Raw genomic sequence first — 12,875 nt, 5'->3', positions numbered from 1 at the left:
ACCTTGCATAGGCATACGCCTCAGCGGGCGATCATGCAGGCATAACGGCTACCATCGAGCCGCTCACGGGGTTCGGACCCACCGGTCCGGACCCCGCTCGCGCGCCCCACCCGCGCCGCGCGCACCGCACCACCAGAGAAGAGAACCACCCCATGCGCCCGCCCGTCCTCCGCCACCGCCCCCAGCAGGCGCCGCGCGCCGCACCCCTCGCGGGCCCCGCCGGACTGCGCATCAAGTCCCCGGACCTGCTCATCGCCGAATCCGGCGCGGATCTCGACGGCAACGGCCTCAAGCGCAGCATGGGACTCTTCCAGCTCGTGTGCTTCGGTATCGGCGCGATCGTCGGCACCGGCATCTTCGTCGGGCTCTCCGACACGGTCGCCGAGGCGGGACCGGCCGTCATCGTCTCCTTCGTGCTCGCCGCCGTCACCTGCGTCTTCACCGCCTTCTCCTTCGCCGAGCTGGGCGGCGCGATACCGGTGTCCGGCAGCTCGTACTCGTACGCCTACGCCACCCTCGGCGAGCGCACCGCCTTCCTCGTCGGCTGGTGCCTGCTCCTCGAGTACGGCATCTCGGTCTCGGCGGTCGCCGTCGGCTGGGGCCAGTACCTCAACGAACTGCTCGGCAGCCTGACCGGCTGGGAGCTGCCCGCCGCGCTCTCCAGCCCGCCCGGCGACGGCGGCATCGTCAACGTCCCGGCCGTCGTGGTGCTGCTGCTCGCCACGCTGCTCCTGGTCCGGGGCATCCGCGAGAGCGCCCGTGCGACCGCGGCGATGGCCGTGCTCAAGCTCGCGATCCTGGTGCTGTTCTGCGCGATCGGGTTCAGCGCCTTCCGGGCCGGCAACCTCTCGCCGTTCGCCCCGGAGAGCGTCGCCGGCATCACCTCCGGCGCCTCCGTGGCGTTCTTCTCGTACATCGGCTTCGACGCGATCACCACCGCGGGCGAAGAGGTCAAGAATCCGCGGCGCAACATCCCGGTCGCCATCCTGATCTGCATCGGCGTGGTCACCGTCCTCTACTGCCTGGTCGCGGTCGGCGCCATCGGCGCACTCTCCGCCGACCAGGTCGCCGATCAGCCCGCCGCGCTCTCCCTGATCGTCAACCACGTCACGCACTCGGCCCTCGGCGGCGGCGTGATCGCCTTCGGCGCGGTCGTCGCCATCGCGTCCGTCGTCCTCGCGGTGATGTACGGCCAGACCCGCATCCTGATGTCGATGTCGCGGGACGGCCTGATCCCGCGGATCTTCGAGCGGATCTCGCCCCGGACGTCCACGCCGGTCGCCAACACCTGGATCGTCGCCGTGGTCTTCGCGGTCCCGGCGGCCGTCGTGCCGCTCGACGTCGTGATGAACCTGACCACCATCGGCACCCTGGCGATCATGGCCGTGGTCAACGTCTGTGTGATGGTGCTCCGCCGTACCCGCCCTGACCTGCAGCGTCGCTTCCGGGTGCCGCTCTTCCCGGCCAGCCCGCTGCTCGGCATCGGCTTCTGCCTCTACCTGATCTACGGCACCGGGCCCGCGACCTGGCTGCAGTTCGCCGGATTCCTGGTCGTCGGCGCGGTGGTCTACGCCTGCTACGGGCGGCGCCGGTCGCGGCTGGCGCAGGCGGGGCCGCCCGCGGCCGACACCGGCGCCGCGGTCGATGCGGCTCCGGACGCCGCCGGGGCGATGGCCACCCGGGAAGGATGAACGGCTACCCGGGAAGGATGAACCAGACGGCTCTGCCGTGCGGCGTCGGCCGACAGCCGGAAGTCGCACCGAGAGCGCGGATCAGCGCCGCTCCGCGACCGCCCGTGCCCTCTCCGCCCGTGCCCTCTCCGCCCGTGCCCTCTCCGGCCGTGCCCTCTCCGGGCTCCTCGGCGTACGGACCGGGACGCGGTGCCGGGAGACGACGGCCGGCGGCGGCCGACATCCCCCCGAGCCCGTCCGTCGGTGCCGGACCGCCGTCGTGCACCTCCACCCGGCAGCCGGCCGGATCCTGCTCCACCACCAGCTGAACGGGGATCTCACCCCGGCTGTGCTCGACGGCGTCGGTGACCAGCTCGGTGGCCAGCAGCTCGGCGGTCAGCAGGGCGGCGGCGTCACCCACGGTGGCGGGCCGCAGATCGAGCAGGGCCGTACGGACCAGCGCGCGGGCCATGGGGACGGCGCCCGCAGCGTGCGGCAGCACGATCCGCCAGGAAGGCGGTGCCGGCTGGGGCGGGATGTCCGCCGTCTCCGGTGCGGTGCGTGTCTCCGGCATGGCGCTGCTCCTTCGCAGGGACCCTTTGGGACACCGTCACCGTAGAAAGCGGGCGCCACACGGGGACAGGGCCGGGCGGCCGGGACCGGAAGGACTTCGGTCCCGCCACGGACGGGACGTTCGGCAGGGGCAGGGGCAGGGGCAGGGGCAGGGGCAGGGGCAGGGGCAGGGGAGAGGGAGCGGCGGAGGCAGAGGGGAGAGGGCGGCTGCGGGCCGGCGCGGCTGCGGGCCCCGGTTCAGTGCATGTCCGCATCCGTGCTCCGTGCGGCCGCCGACGAACCAGCCGTTGTCCGTGCCCTCCGCCACGGCCGCCACGGCCGGACGCAGCCGGCGGTGCTCGGTCGCGTACCGGACGGCGTCGGCGCGGGGCACGTCGTGCGCCAGATCCAGCAGCGCATACAGGCCGCGCCAGGCCGCCGGCCGGGCGTAGGCGCCGTCCTGCGCCCGGCCGCGAATCGTGCCGGTGAACGCGACGAGGAACAGGTCGGCCGGCACGTCGTCGCCCGTGGTGTGCGCGGCTGCCAGCGTCCGTGTCGTCAGCCCGTCGACACATTCGGCGGGGAGCGCGGTGACCAGGGCGGTGTCCCGTACCCGGTCCTCCCACAACGCTCCGCGTTGCCTCAATCCTCCGCCTTGCAGCTGCACGCACCAGACCCCACTCCCTGATCCGACGCGATCCGAACGACAGACCCTGGGCAGGCGCGGAACTCCGTTGCCGTGTCGAGCCGTTCGGGAAGTCGGCTCGCAGAGCGGGTACAGCAGCGCGGGGTCCGGCTGGTGTGCCGGCTGCCAGGCCATGTGGCGCAGAGCGCCAACGCGCTCCGGGACAGCCGGAGAGCTGTCCGTGGGACCTGCGCCAGACGTTCCCGGCCGGGGGCCTGCCGGCGCACGCGCAGGGCGCGGGTGGTGCGGGTGGTGCGGGTGGCGAGGTCGTAGAGCCCCCTCGGGGTCCTCGGTGGCGCGGGCCGCAGTCCGGCCGTGTCGGGGAGCGGGGGCGGAGCGGGCGCGTCGGTCGGCCGCGGCCTGGCGGAAAAGCTACGCCGGGCCCCCACCCCGCGCGATGCGATATCGCGCTCTCGTGACGACAGTAACAAGACGGTGATAACTTCAAGAGGCAGCACCCCAGCGCGTCCCAGCTCAGCCGACCGCACCTCACCGCGCCCAGTCACAGGCACCGGCCTTCCGGCCAAAGGGGGCAGGCACACCCATGAGCCCGTTCGCAGGATCCGCACACCGCACCAGTGACTGGGAGCACCTCCGGGTGACCAGCCACGACGACGTCGTCACCGTCACCCTCGCGCGCCCCGAGAAGCTCAACGCGCTCACCTTCGAGGCCTACGCGGATCTTCGCGATCTGCTGGCGGAGCTGTCCCGGGAGCGCTCCGTCCGTGCCCTCGTCCTCGGCGGCGAGGGCCGCGGATTCTGCTCAGGTGGGGACGTCGAGGAGATCATCGGCGCCACCCTGGCGATGGACACCGGACAGCTGCTCGACTTCAACCGCATGACCGGGCAGGTCGTCCGGGCCCTGCGGGAAGCGCCGTTCCCGGTGATCGCGGCCGTGCACGGAATCGCCGCAGGGGCCGGCGCGGTGCTCGCGCTGGCCGCCGACTTCCGCGTCGCCGACCCCTCCGCGCGCTTCGCCTTCCTGTTCACCAAGGTCGGCCTCTCCGGCGGCGACATGGGCGCGGCCTATCTGCTGCCCCGCGTCGTCGGCCTCGGCCACGCCACCCGGCTGCTGATGCTCGGCGACGCCGTACGCGCCCCTGAGGCCGAACGCCTCGGCCTGATCAGCGAGTTGGCGGACGAGGGGCGGGCCGATGAGGCTGCCGAGGCGCTTGCCCGGCGACTCGCCCGGGGCCCCGCACTCGCTCACGCCCAGACCAAGGCGCTGCTCACCGCGGAACTCGACATGCCGCTCGCCGCCGCCGTCGAAATGGACGCCGCCACCCAGGCACTCCTGATGAACAGCGCCGACTACGCCGAATTCCACGCCGCCTTCACCGCGAAGCGGGCACCCGAATGGCAGGGGAAGTAGCCATGCGGGTCGCCGTCATCGGCGGCGGGCCGGGCGGGCTCTACGCCGCCGCGCTCCTCAAGCGCCTCGACCCCACTCGCGAGATCACGGTGTGGGAGCGCAACGCACCCGACGACACCTTCGGCTTCGGGGTCGTGCTCTCCGACGAGACCCTCGGCGGCATCGAGCACGCCGATCCGGAGGTCTACCGCGCGCTCCAGGCGGAGTTCGTGCGCTGGGACGACATCGACATCGTCCACCGGGGCCGCACCCTCACCTCCGGCGGACACGGATTCGCGGCGCTGGGACGCCGCCGGCTGCTGGCCGTCCTGCACCGGCGCTGCCGCGACCTCGGCATCGACCTGCGGTTCTGCGCCGAGGCGCCGCCCGCCGCCGAACTGGCCCGCTCCCACGACCTGGTCGTCGCCGCCGACGGGGTGCACAGTGCCACCCGCACCGCCCACGCCGACGCCTTCCGGCCCCGGCTGACCACCCACCGCTGCCGCTACATCTGGCTCGCCGCCGACTTCGCCTTCGACGCCTTCCGCTTCGAGATCGCCGAGACCACCCACGGCGTCGCCCAGCTCCACGCCTACCCCTACGCCCACGCGACGGACGCCTCGGGGCCGCAGGGGCGATCCGGCGCCAGCACCGTCATCGTCGAGATGCGTGAGGAGGTCTGGCGGGCGGCCGGGCTCGACCGTGCCGACGCACACGACTCCGCCGCATGGTGCGCCAAGACCTTCGCCGACGCCCTGCGCGGCCGCCCCCTGCGCTCCAACAACTCCAGCTGGACCGCCTTCCGCACCGTCGTCAACGACCGCTGGTCGCACGGCAACACGGTCCTGATCGGCGACGCCGCGCACACCGCGCACTTCTCCATCGGCTCCGGCACCAAGCTGGCCGTCGAGGACGCCCTCGCGCTGGCCGCCTGCCTCCAGGAGCAGCCGGACACCGCGAGCGCCCTGGCCGCCTACGAGGAGGAGCGCCGCCCGATCGTCGCCTCCACGCAGCGCGCCGCCCGCGCCAGCCTCCACTGGTTCGAGGAGCTGGCCACCTACCTCGACCAGCTGCCGCACCAGTTCGCCTTCAACCTCCTCACCCGCAGCCGTCGCGTCACCCACGACAACCTGCGCCTGCGCGACCGCCACTTCACCCGGGCCGTCGAGCACGAATCCGGCTGCCCGGACGGCACCCCGCCGATGTTCACCCCCTTCCAGTTGCGCGGCCTGACCCTGCGCAACCGCGTGGTCGTCTCACCCATGGACATGTACTCCGCGCACGAGGGCGTCCCCGGCGACTTCCACCTCGTCCACCTGGGCGCCCGCGCCCTCGGTGGCGCCGGCCTGGTCATGACAGAAATGGTGTGCGTCAGCGAGCGGGGACGCATCACACCGGGCTGCGCCGGCCTCTACACCCAGCGGCAGGCGCAGGCCTGGCGCCGCGTCACCGACGCCGTGCACGACGGGTCACCCGGTACCGCGATCGGCGTCCAACTCGGCCACGCGGGCCGTAAGGGCTCCACGAAACTCATGTGGGACGGCATCGACGAACCGCTCGACGACGGCAACTGGCCCCTCGTCGCCGCATCCCCCCTCCCGTACAAGCCCGGCAGCCGGCGCCCGCACGAGCTGACCGCGGGTGAACTCGCCCTCATCCGCGGCGAGTTCGTCGACGCCGCCCGCCGCGCCACCGACTGCGGCTTCGACCTCCTCGAACTCCACTGCGCCCACGGATATCTGCTGTCCGGATTCCTCTCCCCGCTGGCGAACGCACGCACGGACGCCTACGGAGGTGACCTGCCGCGCCGGCTGCGCTTCCCCCTCGAGGTGTTCGACGCCGTCCGGGAGGTGTGGCCGGCCGAACGGCCCATGACGGTCCGGATCTCCGCCACGGACTGGGCCGACGGCGGCACCACCGCCGAGGACGCCGTGGCGATCGCCGCCGCCTTCGCCGAGCACGGCGCCGACGCGATCGACGTGTCCACGGGACAGGTCGTGGCCCACGAACGACCCGACTTCGGCCGCTCGTACCAGACGCCGTTCGCCGACCGCATCCGCAACACCCTCGGCATACCGGTCATCGCCGTCGGCGCCATCTCCTCCTGGGACGACGTCAACTCGCTCGTCCTGGCCGGGCGCACCGACCTGTGCGCACTCGCCAGACCGCATCTGTACGATCCGCACTGGACCCTGCACGCCGCCGCAGAGCAGGGCTACGAGGGCCCCGGCGCCCCCTGGCCGCTGCCCTACCGGGCCGGCAGCCGCACCCCGCCCACCGGACGCACCGATGCCCCCAAGCCCCGTCTCACCCTGCGCTGACGGGCCGCCGGAGCCGGTGCGGGGTCGGCGGCGGGTCAGACGGTGACCTGCACGCTCCGGCCGTGCGGGTCCAGATGGCTGAGCGTCCCGGGCGACGCCAGCCCCGGCAGGGTGTGTCTCCACAGGGCCGTGACTCGCTCCGGGAGATCGGCGCGGTTGGTCGCGGCCTGCGAGAACAGCTGCACGCCCATATAAGCGGCGACGAAGAACTCCGCCGCCCGATCCGGCACCACGCTGTGCAGCAGCTCGCCGTTGCCCCGGGCGTCGGTGAACATCGTCGTGACGATGTCGGTCCAGGACCGGTACGGCATCAGCGGGTCCTCGCTGAACGACGTCTCGACCGCGATCCGCGTCCCGGCCTGCAACAGCGCATCGCTGCGCAGCGCCAGCGCCACCCGGTGGGTGAAGTCGATGGCGTCCTGCAGCCGGGACTCGCTCACCTGGGGGAGGAAGGGGCGGCTCTGCTCCGTGACCACGGCGCGGGCCAGTGCGTCCTTGGAGGTGAAATGGAAGTAGACGGCGCCTTTGGTGACCCCGGCCCGCTGGATGATCTCGGCCATGGTGGCCGCCTGGTACCCGTGTGCGCCGATGACGTGGGCCGCTGCTTCGAGGACGGCGCGCCGGGTGCGCACCGCGCGTTCCTGCCTGGCCACTGATCATCCTCCGTAGGCTCTCTTGGAGTTGTGGTCTCTGAGCAGATCCCTCGCCCCGGGCCGCCCAGGCTCATTCCGCATGATAAAGAAGCCAACCATGCGGTATCGGACCATGACGTCGTCCGACGGAGTGATCCGGCGCCGTTCCCGTGCGTGCGAGGTGCTGATCGATGTCCGCGGCCGCCGTGCCCGCCACCCACCGGGAGGTGCGGCCCACCGCGCACGTCGGCGGTGCGGTGACGCCGGGTCACTTCGCGTTCGCCGAGGCGTCGGTGCCCAGGCCGGGGCCCGGCCAGGACCCGGTGCGCACCCGCCGGAGGGCGGTGACCGCGGCGATGCGCACCCGGACGACCGGTGCCCGGCTCCCGTGGGGCACCGTCCGTGCCGGGCCAGGCCCTGTGGGGCTCGGTGGTCGGCGAGTCGCGGTGGCCCCGGCGGCGGCCTCGCCCCGGCGATCCGGTGCATCACCCGTACGGATGGCGGGAGTTCGCTCTCGCGCCGGGGTCCGTGGTGCGGCGCATCGATCCGGACGCGCTGCCCACCCTTGCCGCGCACCTCTCGCAGGGGGCCACCGCCCGGGGTGCGCTGCGCCGGGCGGCCGAGGTTCGCCCCGGGGGCACCGTGTTCGTCACCGGAGCGGCCCGCGGGGTGGGCAGGTCGGGCGGTCGGATCGCCCGGCGGTTGGGGGCCCGCCGGGGCGTCGGCGATACCGGCTCCGAGCGCAAGGCGGTGCGGCTGCGCGCCGAGCCGGGCTATGACGACATCGTCGTGCGCGGCGCCGGCCCCGTCGCACGCCGGCTACGGCGCGCGGCCCCGGACGGCATCGACGTGCTGCTGGACGCCGTGGGCGGCGAACGGCTCGCCGCGGCGCGCTAGGCGGCCCGCCCCGACGCCCGCTACGGCTCGCTGGGCTTCCCGCACTACCCTGCTCCGCGCGGCATCGAGCGGGCGCCGCCCGCCCTGTGCGAGCTCATCCAGGGGCGTCGCACCGGATCCGTGCCGATCGAGCGGTGAGCTCGGGCTCGGCGGGCATGCACGAGTGAGCGGCGACCCCGACCGGCGTCACGGCGGGCGATGCCGGGACCCCCTCCAGGGTCGCTCCGCCGCCCGGCGCGACCGCGAGCCGGTCCCAGAGCCCGACGATGGCCTCCTTGTCCCACCAGGCGTGGTCGTCCCCGCCGAGGTGCAACAGCCCCGCCACGACCGTCGTGAGCAGCCGGGCCGTGCGCTGCGGTTCGCTGTCGGAGTCCGGCGCGCCGACCGGCGCGTCGCCGCCGTAGGCCGCTCCGTAGGCGCCGTTGGCGAGTGCCTTGTCGAGGAAGAGTGCGTACCACCGGTGCTCCAGGGCGTGGATGTCGAGCCCCGGGACGGTGTCCGACCGGAGCCGCAGTCCGGCGCGGAGCACGGGATCGGACTGCACCCGCTCGAACAGCTCGACGGCGAAGTCCCGCACGGCGGCGACCAGCGGCTGCGGGGAGCGGGCGAGCGTGTTCTCGACCTCCTGCAGGGTGGCGAGCGCGCTGTCGTGGACGGCGAGGGTGAGGTCGTCCTTGGACGTGAAGTGGAAGTAGAGCGCGCCCTTGCTCAGGCGGGCGCGCCGGCTGACTTCGACCATGCCCGCGGCGGGCACTCCCTTTTCCAGGAAGGTCTCGGCGGCCGAGCGGATGAGCGCCTGGCGGCTCTGGATGGCGCGATGCTGCGTGGGCACGGTGTCCGTCCCGTCTCTAGTACGGCTGCAAGCTTGGTTGGAGTCTACAAAAAAACCGACTATGCGGTTCTATCTCTTCCGCGGAATTGGCCGGAAGCGCTTGCTGCGGCGAGAAGGTGCCGCAGGACTCCCGGCACGGATCGAGGCCGCTTGCCGAACCCTGGCGACACCCAGTCTGGGCCTTGAAAGGGGGTGATGTCGACCCATCAGCCGTGACAGAGGCACATTGACAAACAGCGCGGACGGTTTTTAAATCTCCTGAGGCGACGGACGGGACGATCCGCTTCCGTCGAGCCGCCTCGACTGTCGCGTCCGCCCGGGACGGCGCCGCGTCATGGCGAGACCGCCTCTGTCCCTCTGTCCACCGTCGACCGCAGGCCGTTCGAGCCGGGCGAGCCAGCAGGTCAACCCGAGCCACCGCATCCACCGGAATCCGGAAAGGTCTCCAGCCATGCGTGTATCAACGGAACTCCGCGAACGCCCCGTCAGAGGCGTGCGGAGCGCCGCCGGCGGCGAGACGATCAGGGCCGCCGTCTTCGACCTGGACGGAACGCTCGCCAACACCCTCCCCGCGATCAGCAAGCTGCTCGTCAAGGTGGCATCGGAGCAGGGGTGTTCGGTCACCGCCCGACAGGCCGCCGCCGCCATCGGCAAGCCCCCGGGCGCCGCCTTCGGCCGGCTGCTCGGCAAGCCCGAGGACGACGGCCGAGTGCAGGCCGCCATCAGCCGCTACCGCGAACTCTTCTCCTACGAAGTGCTCTGCCAGGGCCCGCAGTTGCTCTTCCCCGGCGTCACGGCCGGGCTGTCCGCGCTGCGCGCCCACGGTGTCGAGCTGGCCGTCGCCACGTCCAAGTCCACCCGCGGCGCCGAGGCGCTGCTGGACGTCATGGGCATCCGCGACCTGGTCGGCCCGGTCATCGGGCAGGACATGGTCCGGCGCGGCAAGCCGCACCCGGAGATGGTGCTGCGCGCGGCCGGCCGGCTGGGCGTCGCGGCCTGGGAGAGCGCGTATGTGGGGGACACCGTGAGCGACATGCGGATGGCGGTCACCGCGCGCATGGAGCCGGTCGCGGTGACGTACGGCACCGGGACGTTCGGCGAGCTGGCCGGGGTCGCGGGCACCCGGATGTGCAGCTCCTTCAAGGACGTGGTCTCGGTGATCGCCGCGGCCCGGCCCCGCTCGGCCGCCGCGATGGCGGGGCCGCCGCGGCGCCGCTGACGCGGTGCGTCACGCGCCGGGGGCCGCCACCTCCCGCGCGTAACGGGCGCCCGCCGCACGGAGTTCGGTGTGCAGCCGACCGAACACCTCGGCCGCGCGCCCACCCGGCCAGCCCTGAGGCAGGAGGGGAGAGGGCAGCCCGGGATCCGCGTACGGCAGGCGGCGCCAGGCGTCCAGCGCCAGCACGTAGTCGTGGTACGCCGTCTCCGGGGGCACCGTGCGCCGCCGCGTCCACCGCCGCAGCACTGGTTCGTGGTCGTCGAGAAAGGCACGGTGCTGCGCGGCGAGGGCGTCCAGGTCCCACCACCGGGCCACCGCCCCGGCGGTCGGCTCGAAACCGGCGTGCGTACCGGTGAACAGATCGACGTACGCGTCGAGCCGCAGCCGCTCCAGGGCGTGCCGGGTCTCCTCGTAGAGGTGGGCGGGCGCGATCCAGACGCCGGGCGCCGCGGTGCCGAACCCCAGCCGGGACAGCCGGGACCGCAGCAGATGGCGCTTGTGCCGCTCCTCCTCGGGGACCGAGAAGACGGCCAGCACCCAGCCGTCGGAGAGTCGCGCGGTGGGCCGCCCGTAGATGCGGTGGTCGCCGTCCGCCAGGAGCTGGTGCGCGGCGTCGGACAGGCCGTAGGCCGCCGCCCCGGAGGCCGTGCGGTCCGCGACGAGCAGGCCGCGGCGCTTGAGTCGGGAGACGGCGGAGCGCACCGACGGCGGATCGATGCCGAGCACTCCCAGCAGCCGGATCAGGGCGGCGACCGGCACCGGCCCGGCGATACCGTCCGGGCCGTCGGGTCCGCCGCGCCCGTAGGCGCCGTAGAACGTGACGATCAGGGACCGTGGGGTGCGCTGCGCTTGCTGGTCGCTCACCGGGTCACTCTAGAGCGGGTCCCCGCAGGCGGAAGCGCTGGAGCTTGCCGGTGGGGGTGCGCGGCAGGGCGGCGCGGAAGACGATCTCCCGGGGGCATTTGTACGGCGCTATCCGCGACTTGGTGAAGGCGCGCAGCGCGGCGACGGTGTCCGCTCCCGGCGGGACGCCGTCCCGCAGCACCACATGGGCGACGACCACGGCCCCGCGCTCCTCGTCGGCCCGCCCGACCACCGCCGCCTCCGCAACATCCGGGTGCCGCAGCAGCGCGTCCTCCACCTCCGGCCCCGCGATGTTGTAGCCGGCCGAAATGATCATGTCGTCGGCGCGCGCGACATAGCGGAAGTAGCCGTCCGGCTCGCGGACATAGGTGTCACCGGTGAGGTTCCAGCCGTCGCGCACGTAGGTGGTCTGGCGGCCGTCGGCGAGATAGCGGCACCCCGTCGGGCCGCGCACCGCCAGCAGCCCCGGTTCGCCGTCCGGTACCGGCGCCCCGTCCGCGTCCACCACCCGCGCCTCGAAACCCGGCACCGGCAGCCCGGTGGTGCCCGGCCGGATCGCGTCGTCGGCGGCGGAGATGAAGATGTGCAGCAGTTCGGTGGCCCCGATGCCGTTGATGAGGCGCAGGCCCGTCGCCTCGTACCAGGAGTGCCAGGTCGCGGCGGGCAGGTTCTCACCGGCCGCCACACAGCGGCGCAGTGACGAGACGTCGTGCGCGGCGAGTTCGGGAAGCATCGCGCGGTAGGCGGTCGGCGCGGTGAACAGCACCGAGATCCGGTGTTCCGCGACATCGGCGAGCAGCCGCGAGGGCCCGCCCCAGTCCGTCAGGAAGGCCGACGCTCCGGCCCGCAGCGGGAAGATGACGAGCCCGCCCAGGCCGAAGGTGAAGCCCAGCGGCGGACTGCCGGCGAAGATGTCGTCCGGGTCGGGGCGCAGCACCTGCGCCGAGAAGGTGTCGGCGATCGCCAGCACGTCCCGGTGGAAGTGCAGACACCCCTTGGGGCGGCCGGTGGTGCCCGAGGTGAAGGCGATCAGCGCGACGTCGTCGGCGGACGTCGCCACCGCCTCGTACGGACCGGAACCGGTCTTGGCGAGCTGTTGCAGGTCACCGGGCCCGTCCCCGCCGAACGCCGTGATGTGCAGCTCCGGGACCTCGGCCCGGGCCAGGTCGGCCGTGCACCGGACGTCGCACAGGGCGTGGCGTACCTGCCCCAGCCGGCAGATGGTGGCGAGTTCGGCCGGACGCTGGGCGGCCAGCACGGTCACCGCCACCGCACCCGCCTTCATCACCGCCAGCCAGCAGGCGGCCAGCCACGGAGAGGTCGGGCCGCGCAGCAGCACCCGGTTGCCCGGTACGACGCCCAACTGCCCCGTGAGGACATGGGCGATCGCATCGACCTGTTCCCGCAGCTCGCCGTATGTCCACACGATCCCGCTCGGGTCACGCACCGCGGGCCGGTCCGGGCCCAGCCGCTCGATGGTCGCGTCCAACAGTTCCGCGCCGCAGTTCAGCCGGTCGGGATAGCCGAGGTCCGTGAGGTGCGGCCACTGCTCGCGGGGCGGCAGCCGGTCGCGCGCGAAGGTGTCGGTGTGGGCCGAGGACCGTGGCTCCATGGCGGATGCGCCCCCTGGCGGCGAGGCGGCCGGTGAGCGGCCGGAGGTGGGATGGGGGACTGCGAGACCTGGTGCGGCAACCGGACGTGTCCGGCTGCGGGCGGCTGAGGTAGTGCTCGGGAGTGCTCGGGCGGTGCTCAGGAGGTGCTCGGGGACTGCCGTTCGGATCCTTCGTCAGCGTAACGTGTTCGTGACGGCAGTCAACAGATCGCGATATGCGCGACCAGGCAGCGCTGCCGC

At 73.1% G+C, this 12,875-nt stretch carries 11 protein-coding genes; 5 read left to right on the top strand and 6 right to left on the bottom strand.

Annotated features, from left to right (window positions below; all coding sequences use genetic code 11):
- Positions 1–152: 152 nt before the first annotated feature.
- Positions 153–1,691: an amino acid permease gene (locus ACGFML_RS24040; RefSeq protein ID WP_393546834.1), complete on the top strand. Its 1,539-nt coding sequence runs from the start codon at positions 153–155 to the stop codon at positions 1,689–1,691.
- Between the two features lie 4 nt (positions 1,692–1,695).
- Here ACGFML_RS24040 and ACGFML_RS24035 read toward each other — a convergent pair whose 3' ends face one another.
- Together ACGFML_RS24035 and ACGFML_RS24030 are read right to left on the bottom strand one after the other, a co-directional pair.
- Entirely contained in the window at positions 1,696–2,244 is a 549-nt protein-coding gene (locus ACGFML_RS24035; RefSeq protein ID WP_393546832.1) for an ATP-binding protein, read from the bottom strand.
- Positions 2,245–2,280: 36 nt separating this feature from the next.
- Positions 2,281–3,042 carry a DUF6183 family protein gene (locus tag ACGFML_RS24030; protein ID WP_393546830.1) on the bottom strand — a complete coding sequence of 254 codons (762 nt, stop codon included), beginning with the start codon at positions 3,040–3,042 and terminating at the stop codon, positions 2,281–2,283.
- Positions 3,043–3,451: 409 nt separating this feature from the next.
- Here ACGFML_RS24030 and ACGFML_RS24025 point away from each other — a divergent pair, with 409 nt between their 5' ends.
- Both ACGFML_RS24025 and ACGFML_RS24020 read left to right on the top strand, forming a co-directional pair.
- Positions 3,452–4,279, top strand: coding sequence for an enoyl-CoA hydratase family protein (locus tag ACGFML_RS24025; RefSeq protein ID WP_393546828.1), 828 nt, complete (start codon positions 3,452–3,454; stop codon positions 4,277–4,279).
- Positions 4,264–6,579: a bifunctional salicylyl-CoA 5-hydroxylase/oxidoreductase gene (locus ACGFML_RS24020; RefSeq protein WP_393546827.1), complete on the top strand. Its 2,316-nt coding sequence runs from the start codon at positions 4,264–4,266 to the stop codon at positions 6,577–6,579. Before ACGFML_RS24025 ends, ACGFML_RS24020 begins: the two co-directional genes overlap by 16 nt.
- 35 nt (positions 6,580–6,614) lie before the next feature.
- On the opposite strand, the gene ACGFML_RS24015 is transcribed toward ACGFML_RS24020, so the two are convergent.
- Entirely contained in the window at positions 6,615–7,232 is a 618-nt protein-coding gene (locus tag ACGFML_RS24015) for a ScbR family autoregulator-binding transcription factor (RefSeq protein ID WP_393546825.1), read from the bottom strand.
- A gap of 381 nt (positions 7,233–7,613) precedes the next feature.
- Here ACGFML_RS24015 and ACGFML_RS24010 point away from each other — a divergent pair, with 381 nt between their 5' ends.
- A complete protein-coding gene (locus tag ACGFML_RS24010; protein ID WP_393546823.1) occupies positions 7,614–8,108 on the top strand; it encodes a hypothetical protein in 495 nt (164 codons plus the stop codon).
- A 94-nt stretch (positions 8,109–8,202) separates the two neighbouring features.
- Here ACGFML_RS24010 and ACGFML_RS24005 read toward each other — a convergent pair whose 3' ends face one another.
- Complete coding sequence (locus ACGFML_RS24005) at positions 8,203–8,940, bottom strand: TetR family transcriptional regulator (RefSeq protein WP_393546821.1); 738 nt, start codon at positions 8,938–8,940, stop codon at positions 8,203–8,205.
- Between the two features lie 451 nt (positions 8,941–9,391).
- On the opposite strand from ACGFML_RS24005, the gene ACGFML_RS24000 reads away from it, so the two are divergent.
- Positions 9,392–10,159 (top strand): HAD family hydrolase, encoded by a 768-nt coding sequence (locus tag ACGFML_RS24000; RefSeq protein WP_393546819.1) that lies wholly within the window; start codon positions 9,392–9,394, stop codon positions 10,157–10,159.
- A 9-nt stretch (positions 10,160–10,168) separates the two neighbouring features.
- On the opposite strand, the gene ACGFML_RS23995 is transcribed toward ACGFML_RS24000, so the two are convergent.
- Together ACGFML_RS23995 and ACGFML_RS23990 are read right to left on the bottom strand one after the other, a co-directional pair.
- Positions 10,169–11,023 (bottom strand): PaaX family transcriptional regulator C-terminal domain-containing protein, encoded by an 855-nt coding sequence (locus ACGFML_RS23995; protein WP_393546817.1) that lies wholly within the window; start codon positions 11,021–11,023, stop codon positions 10,169–10,171.
- A gap of 4 nt (positions 11,024–11,027) precedes the next feature.
- Positions 11,028–12,635, bottom strand: a complete 1,608-nt coding sequence (locus tag ACGFML_RS23990) for an AMP-binding protein (RefSeq protein WP_393546815.1) — start codon at positions 12,633–12,635, stop codon at positions 11,028–11,030.
- Positions 12,636–12,875 lie beyond the last annotated feature (240 nt).

The sequence above is a fragment of the Streptomyces sp. NPDC048650 genome, from assembly GCF_043199095.1.
GTDB lineage: Bacteria > Actinomycetota > Actinomycetes > Streptomycetales > Streptomycetaceae > Streptomyces.
Note: the sequence above shows the minus strand (reverse complement) of the source record. Positions and strands in the feature narration are given on the sequence as shown.

Excerpts from the sequence above, each read along its gene's own strand:
- ACGFML_RS24030 (WP_393546830.1), bottom strand. The coding sequence starts at position 3,042 with ATGGCCTGGCAGCCGGCACACCAGCCGGACCCCGCGCTGCTGTACCCG.
- ACGFML_RS24040 (WP_393546834.1), top strand. The coding sequence starts at position 153 with ATGCGCCCGCCCGTCCTCCGCCACCGCCCCCAGCAGGCGCCGCGCGCC.
- ACGFML_RS24020 (WP_393546827.1), top strand. The coding sequence starts at position 4,264 with ATGGCAGGGGAAGTAGCCATGCGGGTCGCCGTCATCGGCGGCGGGCCG.
- ACGFML_RS24000 (WP_393546819.1), top strand. The coding sequence starts at position 9,392 with ATGCGTGTATCAACGGAACTCCGCGAACGCCCCGTCAGAGGCGTGCGG.
- ACGFML_RS24035 (WP_393546832.1), bottom strand. The coding sequence starts at position 2,244 with ATGCCGGAGACACGCACCGCACCGGAGACGGCGGACATCCCGCCCCAG.
- ACGFML_RS24025 (WP_393546828.1), top strand. The coding sequence starts at position 3,452 with ATGAGCCCGTTCGCAGGATCCGCACACCGCACCAGTGACTGGGAGCAC.
- ACGFML_RS23990 (WP_393546815.1), bottom strand. The coding sequence starts at position 12,635 with ATGGAGCCACGGTCCTCGGCCCACACCGACACCTTCGCGCGCGACCGG.